The sequence below is a fragment of the Streptomyces sp. BB1-1-1 genome, assembly GCF_031597775.1.
GTDB classification, from domain to species: Bacteria; Actinomycetota; Actinomycetes; order Streptomycetales; family Streptomycetaceae; genus Streptomyces; species Streptomyces thinghirensis.
On sequence record NZ_CP134203.1, the window covers coordinates 3,073,968 to 3,094,787 of the forward strand.

Consider the following 20,820-nt stretch of genomic DNA (forward strand, 5'->3'; position numbering starts at 1 on the left):
GGGCCTGGTGATCGCTTGTGGCGGCATATGCGTTGAACGCGCGTGTTGTATGCGTTATGCGTGATATGCAGTATTGGAGTTGATCATTTGTATCCCGGGCGGGATGCCGCCACTGAAGAGGAAACGGTTCGGCGACGCTGGGAGACACGGCGACGACGGTGCGTAACCTCACCCGTGCGGCGCAACACCACCCGTGATGCACCGACACGCCCCGGCCAATCGCTGCACGTCCCTTCCCAGCGGCAGGTGTGACGCGCGACACTCGCAGGCGCATGAACGTCGCCACCCAGGGCCGGCCCCGGGCCGCGTCCTACGGAAGTGAGGTCACGTCATGTCCGTGCACGACGACCTGTCATCGCTCCAACGCAGTCTCGACGACCTGTCCCGGTCGGTGGCCCGGCTGGAACAGCAGCTGGGCGGCGGCGGCCTCGAGATACGCCGCGTCCGCACCGACGCCGACCATCTGCGCGAGAGCTTCGCGCTGCTGCGGGCGGCGGCAGCCGCACCGGACGCGCCCAAGCGTCCGGACCTCGTCCCGATCCCCGACACGCCGTACGACGGCTCGCTGTGGACGGACTCGGACGACGAGGGCCTCGGCGCCCGCGACCGCCGCGCCCCCTGAACCCGACCCGACCGACCGGAGTCGCCCAGTGGCCACTGGCACGGAACCTCCAGCCACCGAACCCCATCCCCGAGGCGGCGGCGTCCACACCCCGACGCGCGCCGCCATCCGCGCCCCGCACCTGCGCACCGACCGCTGGTGGCTGGCACCCGCCGCCACCGCCGCGGGCCTGCTCGCCTTCGTCGTCTACTCGACCTGGCGGGCCTTCGCCAACGCGGACTACTACGCGGCCCCGTACGTCTCGCCGTTCTACTCCCCCTGTCTGGCGGAGAACTGCGAGCCGATGCGCGGCGGCCCCAACTGGGAGCTGTTCGGCAGCTGGTGGGGCATCTCCCCCGCGATCATCATCCTGATCTTCCCGCTCGGCTTCCGCCTCACCTGCTACTACTACCGCAAGGCCTACTACCGGGGCTTCTGGGCGTCCCCGCCGGCCTGCGCGGTGGCCGAGCCGCACAAGAAATACACCGGCGAGACCCGCTTCCCGCTCATCCTGCAGAACATCCACCGGTACTTCTTCTACGCCGCGCTCCTGGTCGCGCTCATCCTCACCTACGACACCGTGCTCGCCTTCCGCGACGAGCACTACGAGTGGGGCCACATGGGCCTGGGCACCCTGGTGTTCCTGGCCAACATCGTGCTGATCTGGGCGTACACCCTCTCCTGCCACTCCTGCCGGCACATCGTCGGCGGCAAGCTCAAGCACTTCTCCCGGCATCCCGTGCGCTACCGGATGTGGCAGTGGGTCGGGAAGCTCAACGCCCGCCACATGCAGCTGGCCTGGGCTTCACTGGTGAGCGTCGCGCTCGCCGACTTCTACGTGTATCTCGTCGCGTCCGGTGCCTTCGACGATCCGAGGTTGTTCTGATGTCCGTGGTCGACCGGCAGGAATGGGACGTCGTCGTGGTGGGCGCGGGCGGCGCCGGGCTGCGCGCCGCCATCGAGGCCCGCGAGCGGGGCGCCCGTACGGCCGTGATCTGCAAGTCGCTGTTCGGCAAGGCGCACACCGTGATGGCCGAGGGCGGCATCGCCGCCGCCATGGGCAACGCGAACTCCGGCGACAACTGGCAGGTCCACTTCCGCGACACCATGCGCGGCGGCAAGTTCCTCAACCAGTGGCGGATGGCCGAACTGCACGCCCAGGAGGCGCCGCAGCGAGTGTGGGAGCTGGAGACCTGGGGCGCGCTGTTCGACCGTACGAAGGACGGCCGGATCTCGCAGCGCAACTTCGGCGGCCACGAGTACCCGCGCCTCGCGCACGTCGGCGACCGTACCGGCCTGGAGCTGATCCGCACCCTCCAGCAGAAGATCGTCTCGCTCCAGCAGGAGGACTTCCGGGAGACCGGCGACTACGAGTCCCGGCTGAAGGTCTTCCAGGAGTGCACGGTCACGCGCGTGCTCAAGGAGGGCGGCCAGGTCTCGGGCGTCTTCGGCTACGAGCGCGAGACCGGACGGTTCTTCGTCCTGGAGGCGCCCTCGGTGGTGATCGCCACGGGCGGCATCGGCAAGTCCTTCAAGGTGACGTCGAACTCGTGGGAGTACACGGGCGACGGCCACGCGCTGGCGCTGCTGGCCGGGGCGCCGCTGCTGAACATGGAGTTCGTGCAGTTCCACCCGACGGGCATGGTCTGGCCGCCGTCGGTGAAGGGCATCCTCGTCACGGAGTCGGTGCGCGGCGACGGCGGGGTGCTCAGGAACTCCGAGGGCAAGCGGTTCATGTTCGACTACGTCCCCGACGTCTTCAAGGACAAGTACGCGGTGACGGAGGAGGAGGGCGACCGCTGGTACGACGACCCGGACCACAATCGGCGGCCCCCGGAGCTGCTTCCCCGGGACGAGGTCGCGCGCGCGATCAACTCCGAGGTGAAGGAGGGCCGGGGCTCCCCGCACGGCGGCGTCTTCCTCGACGTCTCGACCCGGATGCCCGCCGAGGTGATCAAGCGGCGGCTGCCCTCGATGTACCACCAGTTCAAGGAGCTGGCCGACGTCGACATCACGGCGGAGCCGATGGAGGTCGGACCCACCTGCCACTACGTGATGGGCGGCATCGCCGTCGACTCCGACACCGCCGCCGCGCGCGGGGTGCCGGGGCTGTTCGCGGCCGGGGAGGTGGCCGGCGGCATGCACGGCTCCAACCGGCTCGGCGGCAACTCGCTCTCCGACCTGCTGGTGTTCGGGCGCCGGGCGGGCTGGCACGCCGCCGAGTACGCGGCCGGGCGGGCGTCCGGAGCGCGGCCCCGGGTGGACGACGCCCAGGTCGACGCCGCCGCCGCGGAGGCGCTGCGGCCGTTCTCCGCCGAGGCGGAGGCACCCGAGCCGTCCGACGGCCCGCCGGAGAACCCGTACACCCTCCACCAGGAGCTCCAGCAGACGATGAACGACCTTGTCGGCATCATCCGCCGCGAGCCGGAGATGAAGCAGGCCCTGGAGAAGCTCGCGGAGCTGCGGGTACGCGCCCGGCGGGCCGGCGTGGAGGGGCACCGGCAGTTCAATCCGGGCTGGCACCTCGCCCTGGACCTGCGCAATATGCTGCTGGTCAGCGAGTGCGTGGCGCGGGCCGCGCTGGAACGCACCGAGTCGCGGGGCGGGCACACCCGCGAGGACCATCCGTCGATGGACCGCCGGTGGCGCCCGGCCAACCTGCTGTGCTCCTTGGCCGACCCGAGCGGCGGCTTGGCGGCGACGGACCCCGAGCGCGGCCAGATCACGCTGGAGCGGCGGACCACCGAGCCCGTCCGACCCGACCTGCTCGCCCTCTTCGAGAAGGACGAGCTGGCCAAGTACCTCGCCGAAGAGGAGCTTTCCGAATGAGCGGCTACGAGGCCCGCTTCAAGGTGTGGCGGGGCGACGTCGAGGGCGGCGGTCTGGAGGACTTCCGCGTCGAGGTGAACGAGGGCGAGGTGGTCCTCGACATCATCCACCGCCTCCAGGCCACCCAGGCCCCCGACCTCGCCGTGCGCTGGAACTGCAAGGCGGGCAAGTGCGGTTCGTGCTCGGCGGAGATCAACGGGCGGCCGCGGCTGCTGTGCATGACCCGTATGTCCGTCTTCACCCCCGAGGAGACGATCACCGTCACGCCGCTGCGCGCCTTCCCAGTCGTCCGCGACCTGGTGACGGACGTCGGCTTCAACTACACCAAGGCCCGCGAGATCCCGTCCTTCGTCCCGCCCGCCGACCTCGGGCCGGGCGAGTACCGGATGATGCAGGAGGACGTGGACCGGTCGCAGGAGTTCCGCAAGTGCATCGAGTGCTTTCTGTGCCAGGACACCTGCCATGTCGTCCGTGACCACGAGGAGAACAAGCCGGCCTTCGCGGGCCCGCGTTTCCTCATGCGCGTCGCCGAACTGGACATGCACCCGCTGGACTCGGCCGGCGACACCGGCCTGGACCGTGGGCGCACGGCTCAGGACGAGCACGGCCTCGGCTACTGCAACATCACCAAGTGCTGCACGGAGGTCTGCCCCGAGGGCATCAAGATCACCGATAACGCGCTTATCCCGCTCAAGGAACGGGCGGTGGACCGCAAGTACGACCCGTTGGTGTGGCTGGGGTCGAAGATCAAGAGGCGCTAGGGGATCGGGGTCACGGGTTCACCCAGCCCTCCCGGTACTCGTCCCAGTTCGTCTCCGTCGCCGCGAAGTCGATGTACGGGGCGACGCCGAAGAGCTCCCGGTCGGCGTCCGTCCGGGACAGGCCGAGGCGGGCGCCCCGGACGGCGGCTTCGACTGTCTCGGCGTGGCCCCAGTGGTCGAAGTTGCTCTCGTAGTAGAAGGGCAGGCCGATCAGCAGGTGGGTGGTCGGCGGGGTGACCTCCAGGGCGAGGGAGGTCTGCTGGGCCACGTAGCCGCCGTAGGTGCCCTCCAGCGGCTGCGCGGTGTCGTACGTCATCACGGCGATCTGGTCGACGCGGCGGGCGACCTGGCCGAAGAACTCCTGCGACCACCACTTGGGGTTCTCGGTGAAGACGCCGAAGACGGAGTGGAGGGCCGGGAGCGGGTCGATCTGGTGGGCGGCCACCGAGAGCCGCGCGTCCTGGGCACGGGTGACGGCGCGCAGGTCGTCCAGGAGGGAGAGGTAGTTCCGGTCGCCGGAGCGCAGGGGCTCCAGGTCGAGGTGGACGCCGTCGTAGCCCGCGTCCAGGACCTGGCGGGCGGAGTCGACGACGGCGGCGCGGGTGTCGGCGCGGTCCAGGTGCATGCCGTCGGGGCCCTCGGTGACCAGGACGTCGCCGAGGAAGGCCTGGACGCGGACGCCGGGCAGCTCGCGGTGCACGGCGTCGATCAGCCAGCGGGCCTTGGGGTAGCGGGACTCGGGCAGGGTGCCGTCGTGTTCCAGCGGGCCGGTGTGGACGTACAGGTCGCGGATGCCGGTGTTCTCGATGCGGCGGGCGAAGGCGGCGAGGTCGGCGTCGTCCTTGCGGCCGTCGACCCAGGCGTGGCCGAGCCACATCGCGTCGCGGTTCCTGGTGTGGGTGCCGTCGGCGGGGTCGCCCATGTAGTTGACGCGGAGGGCCGCGGCGGCGGTGAGGAGGGGGAGGATCAGGACCAGGAGGACGGCGAGGGCCGTCCGGCGGACGCGAGTGCGGCGGCGTGTTCGTCCGGTGGCCTCGGCTTCGCCTTCGGCGTCCCTGTTCCCACCCGCACCACCCGTGCGGCTTTCGCTGTCGGGTGCGGGTGACCCCGGTGGAGCGCCCTCACCGTCGGCGGCTGCCGGTTCGTTCTGTCTCGGCTCCGTGTTCTCCACGGTGTCCCCTCCCTGTGGCCCGTCCCCGGTCGCGGTGGCCGGTACACGCGCATACGCTCCGAACGTGTTGCCAGCGTGGACGACTCGAACCGGTGTTCCGGTTGCGGTCGGGAGCGGGGCGCGATGATCTCCGCCGACCTGGTGCCGCCCCTGGTCACGGCCGGGGCGGCACTGCTGCTGGCCGGATACGGCCGCGTGCGCCGCACCCGGCGCGCCCGGAACCGTACGACACCGGGCCGGGTCAGAACAGGCTCAGCAGGGCCTCCGCCGGGTCCGTGAGCTGGGTGTCGGCGCCCGGGAGGGGCAGTTCGAACCACACCGTCTTGCCGCGCGGCGTACGGCGTGAGCCCCAGGCCGCGCTGAGCAGGCCGACCAGTTGCAGGCCCCGGCCGCCCTCGTCGGTGTCGCGGGCGCGGCGCCGGCGGGGCTGGACCAGGCCGGAGTCCCAGACCTCGCAGACCAGGGTGCGGTCGAGGAGGAGGCGGAGTCTGATCTCGCCCTCGCCGTATCGGAGGGCGTTGGTGACCAGCTCGCTGACGAGCAGCTCCGTCGTGTCGACCAGCGACTCCATGTCCCAGTCGAGCAGCTTGGCACGGGCCAGCTCGCGGGCCCGGCCCACGCTGCGCGGCTCGCGCGGCAGGGTCCAGTCGCCGACGGACTCGCTGGGCAGGCCCTGGACGCGGGCCATCAGCAGGGCGATGTCGTCCTCGCCGTGGTGGCTGTCGAGGGTGTTGAGGACCTGGTCGCAGACGTCCTCCAGGGGGCGCGCCGGGTCCGTGAGTGCCCCTACGAAGGCCTGGAGCCCCTCGTCGAGGGGGTGATCGCGGCTTTCGACCAGTCCATCCGTGTAGAGCGCGAGCAGAGAGCCTTCGGGCAGTTCGACCTCCACCTCCTCGAAGGGCTCGCCGCCGACGCCGAGCGGCAGGCCCGGCGGCACGTCCAGCATCAGCGCGGACTCGCCGGGCTCGACCAGGACGGGCGGCAGGTGGCCCGCGTTGGCGAAGGTGCAGCGCCTGGTCACCGAGTCGTATACGGCGTAGACGCAGGTCGCCAGGTAGACCTCGGAGAGGTCGGCCTCGCGGGGCCGGCGGGCGGCCCGGGTCGCCTGCTGGACGCCGCCCGGGGCGCCGAGTCCCCGCGCGATCTCGTCCAGCTGGGAGAGCACCTCGGCCGGTTCGATGTCGAGCTGCGCCAGCGTCCGTACCGCCGTGCGGAGTTCGCCCATCGCGACGGCGGCGCGCAGACCGCGCCCCATGACGTCGCCGACCACCAACGCGGTGCGGTGACCGGGGAGTTCGATCACGTCGAACCAGTCGCCGCCGACCTCGCTGGGCCGGCCGGTGGCCGCGTTGCCGGGCAGGTAGCGGCAGGCGATGTCGAGGCCGGACGCCTCGGGGTCGCCGGGCGGGAGCAGGGAGCGTTGCAGTATCAGCGCGCGTTCGTGTTCGCGCCGGTAGAGGCGGGCGTTGTCGATGCAGACGGCGGCCCGCGCGGCCAGTTCCACGGCGAGGTCGCGGTCGCGGTCCCCGAACGGCTCGCTGCCCTTCGTCCGGGCGAACCGCGCGAGTCCCACGACCGTGTCGTGGGCGACCATCGGCACGGCGAGCGTGGACTGCACGAGGCCGCCGTCCTCGGCCGGCACGATGCGCGGGCGGGCGGTGCGCAGGGCGTCGGCGCAGGGCGAGTTGAACCCGTAGTGGTGGACGGCGCCGAGCTCGACCTGCTCGCCGGTGCCGTGGAACGGCGCGTCGGAGACGGCGCTGGAGAAGGCGACGCGGCGCAGCTCCGCGCTGCCGTCGGCGAGGCCGGGCGGGGTCTCGTCGCCGACCAGCAGCCCCTGGTAGAGGTCGACGGTGGCCAGGTCGCAGAAGCCGGGGACGACGACGTCGAGGAGTTCGCGGGCGGTGGTCTCCAGGTCGAGGGAGTTGCCGATGCGGGCGCCCGCCTCGTTGAGCAGGGCGAGGTTGCGGCGGGCGGCGGCGGCCTCGCGGGCGGCCTCGCGGCGGGCGGTGATGTCGGTTCCCAGCCAGGCCACGCCGATGGGTCGGCCGGAACCGCTGTGCACGCGGTAGAGGTTGACGGACCAGTGGCGGCGTTCCTCGGTGCCCGGCACGAAGCCCGTGACGTGCATGTCGGTGATGGAGTCGCCGGTCTCCAGCACCCGGCGCAGGGTGGCGGAGACCCGGTCGCCCTCGGCGCGCGGCAGGTAGTCGTGGACGCCCTTGCCGCGGTGGTCGTCGGGCGTGCCGCCGAAGACGGAGGCGAACCGCTGGTTGGCGCGGCGTACCCGGAGGTCGGGGTCGATCAGCAGGAAGCCGAACGGAGACTGGCCGAATATGGCCTGCGAGGCGGCGAGGTCGGTCTCGATGCTGCGCAGGACGCGGACGTCGACGACGATGCAGACGGCGGCCTTCTCCCCGTCCTCCGTGCGCGTCGGCATGACGTACACCTCGGCGAGCCCGCGCTGCCCGCGTCCGCGCTGTGCGCCGCCGGCCGCGGCGTCCGGCACCCGGAAGGGGACCACACCGGTCCACTCCCGTCCGTCGAGGATCTCGGCCATCTTGCGCTGGCCGCGTTCCCGCAGGTCGGGATCGATGAAGGCCGCGATGGGGTCGGTGCCCACGGCGTGCTCGGCCGGAATGCCGAGCAGTTGCTCCGCGCGCAGGCTCCACTGGTCGACGAGTCCGTCGGCGCCGATGGAGAAGGACGCGACCTTGATGTAGTCGTAGATGGAGCCGGGCGGGCTGCTCTGCCACACCGCGTCACCGAACGGCGCGCCGTCCGACGGGCCCTCGGACCCCGTGGCCCTCGCTGGTATCTCGCTCACGCGAACCGTCCCCTCCAGCTCACCGCGTCCGGCACCGGTCACCGGGGGCGGCTGCCCGCAGTATCCAGCACTACGGCGCCGCACAACACGGTGTTCACGATCACAGCACGGTCCCGATGGTTTTCGGTCCGGACCGTGACAACACTTCCAGTCTTCTAACCAGCGGACACGGCATCGAATCACGTAGTTCCACAACTGCCACTGGCCTGAACCAGTTGGCCCGTGGGTCCGGGCCCGGCGCGGGGGCGTTTCGGCACGGTTCCGGGCGCCGTGAAACGGTGTGACACCCGGTCATTCCGGCACCGTGAGTTCGAACCACACCGTCTTGCCCACCTCTCCGGGCCGGGTTCCCCAGCGGTGTGCGGAGGAGGCGACCAGTTGCAGGCCCCGGCCGTCCTCGTCCCCGGGGCGGGCGACGCGCTCGCGGGGCGGGTCCGGAAGCGGGTCGGAGACCTCCACCAGCAGGACGCCGTCCGGTCCGGCGGGGTGGCGTAGCAGGCGGAGGCCGATGGGGCCGGTGGCGTGTCGCAGGGCGTTGGTGACCAGCTCGCTGACCAGCAGGGCGGCGATGTCACCGACGCTGTCGAGGTCCCAGCCGTGCAGGGTGCGGCGGACGAGGGAGCGGGCGGTCCGCACGGCGTCCGGTGCCGCGGGAAAGACCCATTCGGCACAGCCGCCTTCGCTGTCGATCACGCCGATCACTTCCCCGGCCGGCAACCCCCCACCCATGTCCGGATTCGTGGGGTTAATGGGCACATACCCGATATTCGGGCCCCGGTACCGCTCGGGAGGGCGCACTGTGGCACCGACGGCGCACGGGGCGCTCAGGCCGGTGCGCTCACACGCCCCGCGCGTCCGTCGCCGCCATACCGAGATGGGCGAGCGCCCGCTCGACGGCCGGCACGTCCTGGTCGAGCCAGGGCACGTCCCAGATCTCGGCGGGGGCGAGCCAGCGCAGCGCGTCGTGGTCCTCGAGGGGTTCGGGGGAGGCGGATCCGGGGAGCAGCCGCGCGGTCCACACGTGCAGCACGAAGGGCGTTCGCAGGGGCCACTGTCCCGGGACCCGCTCACCGGGCTCGGCCGTCACGCCCAGTTCCTCGCGCAGTTCGCGCACGAGCGCCGCCTCGGGCGTCTCGCCCGCCTCGACCTTGCCGCCGGGCAGCTCCCACCGTCCGGCCAGCTCCGCCGGTGCGCTGCGGCGCGCGGCGAGCAGTCGTCCGCCGTCGACGAGGGCGGCGCCCACCACGATCCGTTCCGTCATGCGCCGGAGCCTACGGCCTGCCCTGCCGACGCGGTCAGCCGGCCGCGCCCGTTCCGTTCGGGCCGAGCTTCTCGACCCAGTAGAGCTGCTGGTGGCCGCGACCGTCGAGGGTGTCCGCGATCTTCTGGGCCTCGGCCCGGGTCGCGTACCTGCCCACGCGGTAGCGGTTGCCGTTGTCGTCCTGCCGGAAGACCAGCCAGGGAAGAGTGACCGTGCCGTCGTTCATCGCGCCCCTCCACTTCCCGCCCACGGCCCGCGCCGCGCCCCGCCCGCCAAGGAAACCGCACTCCGCATATGCCCGAGCCTACGCCTAACCTTCACGCAGCGAATACGGCTTTACACAAAGAGGTACGCAACCAGTCAGAACGCAGGGGGCGCACGACACGAAACGCGCCGCCCGCGCGCGCCGACGCCTCCGGTCGGAGGCATACCGGGAACCTCGCGGACGACCTGCGAGAACGACCGGATTCCGGCAACGCGCGGACGGCGCCATGAAGCACGGACACCAGTGCGAGCGAAGAAAAGGGGCGCGGGAGGCGCACGAGAGGCGTGCGCCATCTCACACCACCGGCGGGCGCGTGAACTCCCCCGGCGCCGCCGCTACTTGACGGGCAGGTGGTACGCCACCCGGTAGCGGTCGGCCGGAACGACCACGTCGGCCGTCTCCACCGCCCGGCCCGAGGCGTAGAACGTGCGCTGGATGACCAGGACCACGTGCCCCGGCACACCCCCGAGGGCGAGCAGTTCCTCGGCGAGGCCGGGGCGGGCGCCGACCTCCTCGGTGACGTTGTCGACGACCACGTCGATGGCGGCCATCCGCTCCACGACACCCATGCCGCCGAGCGGGCCCTCCTCGGGCAGCATCACCGGCGTCCGGCCGATGAGGTCCAGCGGCTCCCAGGAGGTGGAGAGCATCATGGCCTCGCCGCCCTCCCGGAAGACGTACCGGGTGCACATCACCCGGTCCCCGGGCTTGATCCCGAGCCGTTCGGCGACGGCGCCGCTCGCCTCGGCCTGCTCGCTGCGCGACTCCCAGGTGCCGCGCGCCCCGGCGTCGGCCTGCTCCTGCCGGAAGGGCGTGGCGCCGCCGGCCGGCCGGTACCCGGAGCGGGCGATGCGCCGGGGCACCGGCCGCTCGCGCACATACGTCCCGGAACCGGAGCGGCCCTCGACCAGCCCCTCGGCCATCAGCACCTTGCGCGCCTCGAGGGCGACGGTGTCCGAGACGCCGTACTCCTCGCGGATCCGCGCCTGGGACGGGAGGCGGGTGTGGGGCGGCAGCAGGCCGTCGGCGATCTTCTTGCGGAGATCACCCGCGACACGCAGATACGCCGGCTGCTCACCGAATGTCACTGGCCGCTCCCATCAGGTTGTACAGACAGCAACAGCGTGGCAACCGTAGGTTGTGCCAGGCAAGCAAAGGCCAAAGAATCACTCGATGTGATGACTTGTATCGTCGGAGGGCTTTACGCAGGCACTTTCTCCCCGCTATAGCCGCCGTCACACCTCCTTGCCGGGGCTCTCTCCCCCGCCGCCACCGCTCTCCTCGTACACCGGCGGCGTGGTATCCAGCCCCAGAGCCTTGCGGGCGGTGACCGTCGAGTCGGCCTCGATGAGCGCGAAGGCCTCGTCGAGGTGCAGGTAGTACGTGTCGACGTCGGCCGCCTCGGCCGCCAGATCCCACTCCTCCCGCGCCGTCTCCAGGTCCTCGACCAGGTCGGCGACCGGCCGCTCGGCGTCGTCGGGCCAGCTGTGTCCGCGCAGCATCCCGGTCTCCCGGACGAGCGCCTGCGACATCCGCCCCGCCCACACCTGGTACCCGGCGAGGTCCTCCTCGACGGTCTCCGCCACCGGCATCTCGTCCATGGCCCGGTTGAGGAAGCCCTCCGCCACCAGGTAGGTGTGCTGGCCCGGGTCGAGCCCGGTGCCGTCCCTGCGCAGCGAGCCGGTCAGTGTGCCCCGCTCGTCCGTGTTCCCGAACAGGCAGGTGATCTCGCGGTCGCCCGTGCGCCAGCTCTGCGAGGTCGGGGTCAGGTAGTACACGTCGACGTCGGCCGGCAGGGCCCACCGGTCCATGGCGTACGTGTCCTGGAGGGCGTAGCACCGCTCGTCGGCGGCCCGGGTGATCTCCCCGTCGCCCGGGAAGGTGCCGCCCGGCAGCTCGAAGGCGGCGAACACCTCGCCGTCGTGCTCCTCCTCGCAGGGCACCTCGTCGACGTCGTACGTCACCCCCTGCAGGGATCCGCTGGGGGTGGTGAAGCACTGGCCCTTCTCGAGCGAGTAGGCGGTGCCCTCGCCGCGCGCGGCGTCCCGGAAGCCCTCCCAGAACTCCCCGGCGGCGCCCGTGGAGAGCGACACCACCCACAGTGCCAGCCCCACGGACGACAGCACGGAACCCGCCACGGCGAACCCCTTGCCCCGCTCGCCCCGCCGCCTGATCTGGGCCAGCGCGATCAGCCCCAGCACGAGCCCGACCGCCGGCACGAAGCACAGGACGCCGAGCACGAACGCGGCGATCGCCACACCGTTGACGGGAGGCTGCCGCGGGTACGCCCCGTAGGGCTGACCCCAGCCGCCGGGATACGGCTGCTGCGGCGGGTAGGCCCCCGGCGGATACTGACCCGGCGAGTGCGGCCCGGGCGGGTACTGCCCCTGGTTGTAGGGCCCTTGAGGGCCGGGCGGCGGCGGTATGGACACGTGTACCGTGCTCCTGTTTCGGGCGGAGACGCGAAGACGCCGCGGGACTGGGGGCGACCGGTCCCGACGGACGGCCGGCCGATCACTGAGCGCATGGTAAGCGCGCGCGGCGGCACGGTCTTCTCCGAGGTGGGTGCTCACGGGCGACGTGGGGTCACCGGCACACGTGGCTCGCCCTCGTGGCGGGCTGGGTCGTCGACCCGGAGCCGCACCGCGAGGGCGAGGTTCTTCACTGAGGTGTCGTCAGACTGAGGGGCGTGTCAGAACTGCAGGGCCCAGGCGTCGATACGCCCGGTGTCCCAGGACGCGTTGTCGCTGACCCGCAGCTTCCACGTGCCGTTGGCGGTCTCCGAGGAGGCGTTCACGGTGTACGTGGTGTTGATGTCGTTCGCGCTGCCGCCGGTGCCGTACGACTTCAGCGTGTACGCCGTGCCGTCCGGGGCGACCAGCTGGACCTGGAGGTCACCGATGTAGCTGTGGACGATGTTCACGTCGACGGCCAGGGACGAGGGCGCGTTGCCCGAGACGCCGGTGACGGTCACCGGGGACTCGACGGTGGCGTTGTCCCGGATGGTGTAGTCGCCGGTGTTCTCGAAGCGGTCGCCGGTCGGCGGGGGCGTGGTGTCGCCGTCGCCGACGTACAGCAGGCGGTTGGGCGAGCCGCTGCCCGGGTTCGAGACGACGCCGCTGGTGGCGGTGGACGTCAGCGCGGAGGCGACCTGGGAGGGGGTGGCCGTGGGGTTGTCGGCCAGGTACAGCGCGGCCGCCCCGGCGACGTGCGGGCTCGCCATGGACGTACCGGAGATGGTGTTGGTGGCCGAGTCGCCGCTGTTCCAGGCCGAGGTGATGGACGAGCCGGGCGCGAACAGGTCCAGGACCGAGCCGTAGTTGGAGTAGCTCGCGCGGGCGTCGCTCGACGTGGTGGCGCCGACCGTGATCGCCTCCGTCACCCGGGCCGGGGACTTGGTGGAGGCGTTGGTGGACTCGTTGCCGGCCGCGACGGCGAAGGTGATGCCGGAGGCGATGGCGTTGCGCACGGCCGTGTCCAGTGCGCTGTCGGCGCCGCCGCCGAGGGACATGTTGGCGACGGCCGGCTTGACCGCGTTGCGGGCGACCCAGTCGATGCCGGCGACGACCTGCGCGGTGGTGCCGGAGCCGGAGTTGTCGAGCACGCGGACGCCGACGATCTTCGCCTGCTTGGCGACGCCGTAGGCGCCGCCGCCGACGGTTCCGGCGACGTGGGTGCCGTGGCCGTGGCCGTCCTGGGCGGTGTTGTCGTTGTCGATGGCGTCGTAGCCGTAGGAGGCGCGGCCGCCGAAGTCGTTGTGGGTGATGCGGACGCCGGTGTCGATGACGTACGCCGTCACGCCCTGTCCGGCGCTGTCCGGATAGGTGTACGAGCTGTCCAGCGGGCGGTTCCGCTGGTCGATGCGGTCCAGGCCCCAGGACGGCGGGTTGGGCTGGGTGCCGGTGGCGTGGAAGGTCCGGTTCTGGACGACGGAGGCGACGGCCGGGTCGGCGGCGAGACGTTTCGCCTCGGTCTCGGACGCCTCGACCGCGTAGCCGTTGAGGGCCTTGGTGTACGTGCGCTCGATGTCGGCGCCGTACTTCTTCGCCAGAGCGCGGCCCTCGGCGGAGCCGGATCTCGCCTCGTCCGCCTTCAAGGTCACTATGTAGCTGCCGGCGACCGCGTTCGCCGCGTCCTCGTACTGGATGTGGCCCTCCGCCGCGGTGGCGGGGAGCGCGGAGACGAGGCTCGCGGCGAGGGCCGCGGTGGCCGCGGCGCTGACGGCGGCCAGTCTTCGCCGGGTGGTGCGGTGGGGGTGGTGACGCAGCACTGCCATGTGAGGGGTCCTCCTCAGTCGGTGGTGCGTGGTGGGGTTCGTGCACGCCGAGCAGGCCGCCCTCAGTGACGACCATCGGGTCATGGTCATGTCAATCCGGGGGCGACTTTGGTGCGTCAGCCGAAAGATTGAGGCTTCCAGAGGAATTACACAAGAGTGCTGCACGGATGTGCGGACCCCCGTGCCGTTTGAGCGACTTGCCTCCCGATTCGCTTCCTGAACCGTCGTTCAGCCGGTACGTACGTGCGCGCGCACCCCTTGCAGGCCGAACAGGACGAGCAGCTCGACCGCGCCGCCGTCGGCACTGCCCAGCCAGTGCGGCAGGGACGTGTCGAACTCGGCGGCCTCACCGGGCGCCAGCGTCAGGTCGCGCTCGCCGACCACCAGCCGCAGCCGGCCGCCCAGCACGTAGAGCCATTCGAAGCCCTCGTGCGTCTGCGGGGTCGGTTCGAGAGGGCCGGGGCGGCTCGGGATGATCATTTTGAAGGCCTGGGTCCCGCCCGGCCGCCGGGACAGCGGCACGAAGACCATCCCGAACCGCCGGATCGGCTTCAGGTGAATGCGGGGGTCGCCCGTGCGCGGGGCACCGACGAGGTCGTCCAGCGGAACGTCGTAGATCCGGGCGAGCGGCAGCAGCAGCTCCAGGGTCGCCCGGCGCTGCCCGCTCTCCAGCCGGGACAGCGTGCTCTCCGACACCCCGGTGACCGCCGAGAGGTCGGCGAGGGTGATGCCGCGGTCGCGCCGCAGCGCACGCAGCCGCGGGCCCACCGCGCCGAGTACGTCTTCCGTTCCGCCGTCCATCGGGCCACCTTGCCACAACGGCAAGTTTCCGTGCCGGTTCGCGCGGCGTCCGGTGAGACTGGCGGCGTTCCGACAGGCAATGCCGGCACGGATTCCGGCAGGGAATCCCGGCATGCGGTCCCAACAGGAAATCCCGACACACGAAGGAGCTTCGATGAGCGGCACCGATGCGGTCACGTTCTGGGACGGCGTCTACGCCGGCCGGCCGTCGGCCACCGACCCGCGGCCGAACGGCCGTCTCGTCGAGACGGTCACCGTCCTGCCCCCCGGCGACGCGCTCGACCTCGGATGCGGCGACGGCGGCGACTCACTGTGGCTCGCCCGCCGGGGATGGCGGGTCACCGCCGTCGACATCTCGGCCGTGGCGGCCGAGCGACTCGCCGGCCACGCCCGCTCACTCGGCCTCGGCGGCCTGGTCACCGCCGAGCAGCACGACCTGCGCGCGTCCTTCCCCGAGGGCCGGTTCGATCTGGTCTCCGCCCACTACCTCCACACCCCCTTCGACCTGGACCGGGCGGCGGTCCTGCGCACGGCCGCGCACGCGCTGCGCCCGGGCGGGCGGCTGCTGGTCGTCGACCACGGCTCCACCGCGCCGTGGTCGTGGAACCAGGATGCCGACGTCCGGTACCCGTCCCCGCGGGAGGTCGCGGCGGGCATCGGCCTGGACCCGGCGACCTGGACGGTCGAGCGGGCCGACGCGCCCCGCCGGATCGCGACCGGCCCGGGCGGGCGCACCGCCGAGGTCGTCGACCACGTCCTGCTCGTCCGCCGCACCGCCTGACCGGCCGACCCGAGACCCGATCCGCCAGCCCCCGCCCCCCCCCAGACCCGATCCGACAGACCCGATCCCCGCTCCCCGCTCCCCGCCCCCAACGCCCGACGCCCGACGCCCGACGCCCGACGCCCGACGCCCGACGCCCGATGCCCGACGAAGGAGGCCACCATGCCCACCTCAGCCCGCCGCAGGGACACCCCTCCGCCCCGCACCGGAAGCAGCGAGGCCCAGGTCCTGCGCGGATTCCTCGACTACCTGCGGACCTCGATGGCCGCCAAGGTCGACGGTGCCCCCGAGCCGCGGGTCCGCACGGCCCAGGTCCCCTCGGGCACGAACCTGCTCGGCCTGCTCAACCACCTGACCCTCGTCGAGCGTGCGATCTTCCTGGGCGAGCAGGTCAGCGACTGGCAGGCGACCTTCCACGCCGCACCGGAGGACCGCGTCGCCGACGTCGTCGCCCGCTACCGGGAGACCGTCGAGCGTGCGAACGCCGTTCTCGACGAGTGCACGGATCTCGGCGAGCCGGTCCCCCGGCCGCGGCCGGGCCGTCCCGCGCCCAGTGTCCGCTGGGCCCTCACCCACCTGATCGAGGAGACCGGCCGCCACGCCGGTCACGCGGACATCCTCCGCGAGCTGATCGACGGCACGACAGGGCGCTGACCCCGCCCGGACCTCCGGTTGACGGCGCGTCAGAGCGGGTCGGCCGAAGCGCGCCGGGACCTTCTCGCCGTGAGTGTGTGCCGTGTCACGCACCCAAAGGCCGTCCAAGTTGCCTGCATCACAGCGGAAATGTCCCTTTAGCGTCCATGCTCGGAACGGATGCCGACGCCCGAAGCAGAGCGCAGCGGCGTTTTCCCGGACGTTCCCGGATCTTCCCGGGTGCGAAGTGCCAAGTACCCCGTCCCCAGGCACTCCTGACGTCCTCCCCTGTTCCCCGCAGAAAGGCGCGAACCGTGGCCGCTTACCTGTGCCCTCCCGCCGTGATACACGGCGAGCACACCGTAGAGACCGATCAGATCGTGGCGGAAGTACGCAGCCGGCACCCGCACGCGGCGTGGGCGCCCCGGATCGACGGCATCGCGGCCAGTACGGGCATCGAGACCCGCGGGTGGATGCTGCCGCTGGAGACCGCCGTCGCACCCGGCGACGGGAACGGCCTGGTGGCCGGCGGCATCGGGGCGGCCCGAGAGGCGCTGGCCCGCGACGGGTTCACCGAGCAGGACGTGGACCGCGCGGTCGCCGCCCTGGAGTCGATACCCGCACCGCAGACCGTCCAGGAGCGCACCGCGCCGGCCTGGGAGGCCGTGCAGGCCTACGGGGAGCGCGCGGCGCGCGGGGCCCTGCAGATCGCCGGACTGGACGCCTCGGACGTCGACTGTCTGATAACCAGTCACTCCACCACCCCGGCGCTGCCGGGTCTGGACGTCGCACTGGCCAACAGGCTTCCGCTCCGCAACGACGTGATGCTGCTGCCGGCCACGCAGTGGGCCTGCGTGGCCGGGACCCGCTCCCTGGCGTTGGCGGCCGACCTCGTGGCCGCGGACCCCGACCGGGTGGTCCTGGTCGTGATCGCGGAGGCGCTCAGCACGACGTACCAGCCCGCGGACGACACTCTGGAGTCCCTGATCGTCCGGCTGCTGTTCGCGGACACCGCGGTCGCCACGGTGGTCACGGGCCGCCCGAGGCCCGAGTCGGTGCTGCGGCTGGACACCGCCTGGCACCACACCCTGCCGGGCACCCAGGACCTGCACCGCCTGGACACCCGGTCGGACGGCACCCACTTCGTGATGGACCGGCGCGGGCCGCGCGCCGTACAGGAGACGGTGACCGCGATGTGGGAGTGGCTGCGCCTGCGCTACCAGGACGACCCCGACTCCTGGCACCCCGACGTTCTGCTCGCGCACCCCGGCGGGACGCGGGTGCTGGAGTACATGGAGCAGACGATGCCCGACACGTGGCCGTCGGGGCTGCTGGACTACAGCCGGGACAGCTATACCAGCGGCAACCGCGGAGGTGCCGCCGTGTTCGACATCATGCGCAGGGCGCACGACGCCGGGCAGAAGCCGGGCGACCGTGCCGTGCTCTACGCGGCGGCCCCGGGCCTCACGGCCACCGCCCTGGAAGGCGAGTGGCTGTAGCACGCCGGCCCCACGGTCGCGTCACCTCGCGACCTTCGCCCAGACCACCTTGCCGTTGTCCGTCCAGCGCACCCCCCACCCGGTGGTGAGTCGGTGCACCACGTGCAGGCCGCGACCACCGTCGTCGAAGAGCCCGCACGGGCCCAGTCTCGGCCTGCCGTTGCCGGTGTCCCCCACCTCGCACAGCAGGTCGTGACCGGCCCTGATCAGCCGCACCGTGATGGGTCCGCCGGCGAAGCGGACCGCGTTGGTGACCAGCTCGCTGACCAGGAGCAGCACGCTGTCCCGGGTGTCGTCCCTGCTGCGCCATTGCCGCAGCAACGCGGAGACCAGCGTGCGGGCCCGGGCGGCCGCGTCGTCGCGGGCGGGCAGCCGCCAGGTCGCGGTGTCCCCCTTGCGGTAGCCGATCATGCGCGCGAGCAGCAGGGTCACGTCATCACGCCGGCGCACGGGCGCCAGCCCGGAGACCACGTGCCGGGCAGCCGCCTGCAGGCCGTCCCAGGGGTGCACCGCGGCCACGGCGTCCGCCAGCCTGCCGATGCCCTCGTCGATCGATAGGGCGGGATCCTCCACCAGGCCGTCGGTGTAGAGGGCGAGCAGGGAACCCGGGGGTACGGCGAACGTGTGCACGTCGAACGGTTCCCGCAGCGCGAACTCGGCGCCCAGGCCGGGGTGGGGGTGGACCGCGAGCGGGCCGGAGCGCCCGTCCGGGGGCACCAGTACCGGGGGGAGGTGGCCGGCGCTGGCCAGCGCCACGTGGTGGCTGACCGGATCGTAGACGGCGATGCAGCAGGTCGACCCGAGGGCGCTGTAGCCGGCCGCCAGCCCGGACTCCGCGTCGTCCAACAGCGACACCGTCTCGTCCAGGTGCTCCAGCACCTCGTCGGGCGCCAGCCCCGCGGACAGCAGCGCGCGGGCCTCCATGCTCAGCTGGCCCATGGTCGCCGCGGCTCCCAGACCGTGCCCGACGACGTCACCGACCACCAGCGCGGTACGGCCGTCCGGCAGCGGAAAGCTGTTCACCCAGTCACCGCCGACGCCCGCGCTGTCGGGGGTGGCGGGCTGGTAGACGCTGGCGGTCTCGATGGTGTCGCCGCCGGTGCGCGGCAGCAGACGGCGCTGCAACGCCAGCACCTGCGTGTGCTCACGCTGGTGCTGACGGGCCAGGTCGACGTGATGGGAGGTCCTGGCCACCAGTTCCTGCAGGTCGAACAGCTCGCTGTCGTAAAAGGGACGGTCCGCCCGCCGCCAGACCTCCGCCACACCCAGTACTACGGGCGGCGTGCCCTCCAGGACCAGCGGTATGCACGCCACACCCGCCGACCGCTCGCTGGGCACCAGGGCACGCACCAGCCGCGGACTGCCGAGTACCCGCTCGATCGCCTCCCGGTCGGGTATGACGATGGCCTGGGCGGCGTCGTCACGCCGTATCGCTTGGGACAGCAGGCGACTCGCGTCGCGGGGAAGATCGTCGCCCGGAGTCAGATATCCCTCGGGCCACGCGCGGTCCGGCACCAGGGCCGCCCGCCGCAGCCGGATGCGCCCCGGCGCCTGATCGGTGACCCCCTCGCCCGTCCACACGGCGAAGTCGAGGTCGATGGCGGCCACGTCTCCCCAGGCCAGCAGGGACTCCGCCAGCGACTGCGCGGTCTCCCCGATGTCCAGCGAGGTGCCGATCGCGGTCTCGGCGGCGTACAGGTGCAGCCTCCTGGCCATGGCGATCAGGGAGACGGTCAGGCCCTCATGGGGTGGCGCGGCGGGCAGGATGCTCATCGAGACCACCAGCTCCGACCCGTCGCTGCGCCGCAGGCGCTGGACCCGGGCGACGTGCGCGTCACCGGTCTCGAGAACCTGTCGCAACCGGCGCGTGACCGTCGGTACGTCCCCGGGCGGCAGCAGATCGACGACCGGGCTCCCGGTCGCGGCGTCCAGCCCCGCGAAGACGGGGGCGTCCAGATTGCTGCGGGTGATCCGGAGATCCCGGTCCAGGTTGACCACGCCGAGGATCTGCTCCTGACGGCGGGCCGCCGGGTCGGCGGGTACGGGTGGGCGGGCGGTGCGGTCGCCCCGCGAGTCGGCCGGACCGGCGGCCGCTGCCGCTCCGCCGCGCGGGATGTACTTCCCCAAGGCACTGCTGACCAGGTCGAACGGCGACGAGGACGAGGACGAGGGGGAGGGTGTGGAGTCCATGCGGCTCTCTCAGCTCGCTCACCAACCCCGGCAGCGCCGGGGCCGTACCAGAAGCCGTGCGACGGGACCCCGAGATTCCTGACCGCACACCTCATTCAATAACACCCGGACCCGCTTCGCCCACACCAGCGAAAAGCACGGTGAACCGGGACAATGAGGGAATACGGCGCTCACCGACCCCCCGCCTCGCCTGCCGTCTCCGGTGTCAGCCCTGCGGCGTCAGCTTGCCCCGCTTCAGGATCAGCGTCTCGTCGCAGGCGGCGGCGACCTCCCTGGAGTGCGTCACGACGATCACGCACTTGCCGTCGTCGTGGGCCAGCTTCCGGAAGACCTCGATGATGCCGGCGGCGGTCTCGTGGTCGAGGGCACCGGTCGGCTCGTCGGCGAAGAGGACGTCGACCTCGCAGGCGAGCGCTCGGGCGATGGCCACGCGCTGCTGCTGTCCGCCGGAGAGCTGGAGGGTGCGGCGGGTGCGGTCACCGGGCTCGATGCCGAGGAGGTCGAGCAGTTCGCCGGCGCGCTGCTTCCTGCGGCCGCCCTTGACCCCGGTGATCTCCATGGCGGAGGTCACGTTCTGGACGGCGTTCATGTAGGTGAGCAGGTTCAGCGACTGGAACACGGTGGCCACGTGCCGGTTGCGGTACGTGCCCAGGCCCAGCTCGGCCACGTCGCGGCCCTTGAAGCGGACGCTGCCGGAGGTGGGCGCGTCGAGTCCGCTGGCCAGGGACAGCAGCGTCGTCTTGCCGGAGCCGGACGGGCCGACGACGGCGTACATGCGGCCGGCCTCGAAGGCGTACGAGACGGACTTGAGGACGACGCGACGACGGCTGCCGGTGCTGAACGTGCGGCTCACGTCGGTGAGCTCGAGGATCGGCGCGGTCGTGCCGCCGGGAGCGTTCGTACGGGTGGTGGGAGTGGTGGTCAC

General features: G+C 72.0%; 17 protein-coding genes and 1 pseudogene. 7 read left to right on the forward strand and 11 right to left on the reverse strand.

What is annotated here, in order from left to right; genetic code table 11:
* Positions 1 to 331: 331 nt before the first annotated feature.
* The 4 genes from RI578_RS14040 to RI578_RS14055 are packed head-to-tail and all read left to right on the forward strand — an operon-like array spanning position 332 to position 4,191.
* Positions 332 to 622, forward strand: a complete 291-nt coding sequence (locus RI578_RS14040; protein WP_121749038.1) for a hypothetical protein — start codon at positions 332 to 334, stop codon at positions 620 to 622.
* Positions 623 to 650: 28 nt separating this feature from the next.
* Complete coding sequence (locus RI578_RS14045; RefSeq protein WP_310871404.1) at positions 651 to 1,487, forward strand: hypothetical protein; 837 nt, start codon at positions 651 to 653, stop codon at positions 1,485 to 1,487.
* Positions 1,487 to 3,430, forward strand: a complete 1,944-nt coding sequence (locus tag RI578_RS14050) for a fumarate reductase/succinate dehydrogenase flavoprotein subunit (protein WP_310871405.1) — start codon at positions 1,487 to 1,489, stop codon at positions 3,428 to 3,430. The genes RI578_RS14045 and RI578_RS14050 overlap by 1 nt, the downstream gene beginning before the upstream one ends.
* Positions 3,427 to 4,191, forward strand: a complete 765-nt coding sequence (locus RI578_RS14055; protein ID WP_310871406.1) for a succinate dehydrogenase/fumarate reductase iron-sulfur subunit — start codon at positions 3,427 to 3,429, stop codon at positions 4,189 to 4,191. The genes RI578_RS14050 and RI578_RS14055 overlap by 4 nt, the downstream gene beginning before the upstream one ends.
* 10 nt (positions 4,192 to 4,201) lie before the next feature.
* Here RI578_RS14055 and RI578_RS14060 read toward each other — a convergent pair whose 3' ends face one another.
* From RI578_RS14060 to RI578_RS14100, 9 genes and pseudogenes are all read right to left on the reverse strand, one after another.
* A complete protein-coding gene (locus RI578_RS14060) occupies positions 4,202 to 5,362 on the reverse strand; it encodes a glycoside hydrolase family 18 protein (RefSeq protein WP_310871407.1) in 1,161 nt (386 codons plus the stop codon).
* A gap of 241 nt (positions 5,363 to 5,603) precedes the next feature.
* Positions 5,604 to 8,189: a SpoIIE family protein phosphatase gene (locus RI578_RS14065; RefSeq protein WP_310871408.1), complete on the reverse strand. Its 2,586-nt coding sequence runs from the start codon at positions 8,187 to 8,189 to the stop codon at positions 5,604 to 5,606.
* 291 nt (positions 8,190 to 8,480) lie between these two features.
* Entirely contained in the window at positions 8,481 to 8,918 is a 438-nt protein-coding gene (locus RI578_RS14070; protein ID WP_310871409.1) for an ATP-binding protein, read from the reverse strand.
* Positions 8,919 to 9,027: 109 nt separating this feature from the next.
* Positions 9,028 to 9,450: a (deoxy)nucleoside triphosphate pyrophosphohydrolase gene (locus RI578_RS14075; protein WP_310871410.1), complete on the reverse strand. Its 423-nt coding sequence runs from the start codon at positions 9,448 to 9,450 to the stop codon at positions 9,028 to 9,030.
* A gap of 34 nt (positions 9,451 to 9,484) precedes the next feature.
* A pseudogene (locus RI578_RS14080) lies at positions 9,485 to 9,712 on the reverse strand (hypothetical protein); the annotation flags it as partial.
* A gap of 338 nt (positions 9,713 to 10,050) precedes the next feature.
* A complete protein-coding gene (locus tag RI578_RS14085) occupies positions 10,051 to 10,803 on the reverse strand; it encodes a GntR family transcriptional regulator (protein ID WP_310871412.1) in 753 nt (250 codons plus the stop codon).
* A 147-nt stretch (positions 10,804 to 10,950) separates the two neighbouring features.
* Positions 10,951 to 12,147, reverse strand: a complete 1,197-nt coding sequence (locus RI578_RS14090; protein ID WP_310871413.1) for a DUF4190 domain-containing protein — start codon at positions 12,145 to 12,147, stop codon at positions 10,951 to 10,953.
* 260 nt (positions 12,148 to 12,407) lie between these two features.
* A complete protein-coding gene (locus tag RI578_RS14095; RefSeq protein WP_310871414.1) occupies positions 12,408 to 13,991 on the reverse strand; it encodes a S8 family peptidase in 1,584 nt (527 codons plus the stop codon).
* A gap of 228 nt (positions 13,992 to 14,219) precedes the next feature.
* Positions 14,220 to 14,792, reverse strand: coding sequence for an XRE family transcriptional regulator (locus tag RI578_RS14100; RefSeq protein WP_310871415.1), 573 nt, complete (start codon positions 14,790 to 14,792; stop codon positions 14,220 to 14,222).
* A gap of 154 nt (positions 14,793 to 14,946) precedes the next feature.
* Between RI578_RS14100 and RI578_RS14105 the strand changes: the two genes are divergently transcribed.
* The 3 genes from RI578_RS14105 to RI578_RS14115 all read left to right on the forward strand — a co-directional run bounded on the left by RI578_RS14105 (position 14,947) and on the right by RI578_RS14115 (position 17,705).
* Positions 14,947 to 15,573: a class I SAM-dependent methyltransferase gene (locus RI578_RS14105; RefSeq protein WP_310871416.1), complete on the forward strand. Its 627-nt coding sequence runs from the start codon at positions 14,947 to 14,949 to the stop codon at positions 15,571 to 15,573.
* Positions 15,574 to 15,735: 162 nt separating this feature from the next.
* Positions 15,736 to 16,227, forward strand: a complete 492-nt coding sequence (locus RI578_RS14110) for a DUF664 domain-containing protein (protein ID WP_310871417.1) — start codon at positions 15,736 to 15,738, stop codon at positions 16,225 to 16,227.
* A gap of 293 nt (positions 16,228 to 16,520) precedes the next feature.
* On the forward strand, positions 16,521 to 17,705 hold the full coding sequence (locus RI578_RS14115; protein ID WP_310871418.1) for a type III polyketide synthase: 1,185 nt from the start codon (positions 16,521 to 16,523) through the stop codon (positions 17,703 to 17,705).
* A 21-nt stretch (positions 17,706 to 17,726) separates the two neighbouring features.
* Here RI578_RS14115 and RI578_RS14120 read toward each other — a convergent pair whose 3' ends face one another.
* The gene (locus RI578_RS14120; RefSeq protein ID WP_310871419.1) at positions 17,727 to 19,895 is read right to left on the reverse strand and encodes a SpoIIE family protein phosphatase; all 2,169 of its coding nucleotides are present in this window, start codon (positions 19,893 to 19,895) and stop codon (positions 17,727 to 17,729) included.
* A gap of 205 nt (positions 19,896 to 20,100) precedes the next feature.
* Positions 20,101 to 20,820 carry an ABC transporter ATP-binding protein gene (locus tag RI578_RS14125; protein ID WP_310871420.1) on the reverse strand — a complete coding sequence of 240 codons (720 nt, stop codon included), beginning with the start codon at positions 20,818 to 20,820 and terminating at the stop codon, positions 20,101 to 20,103.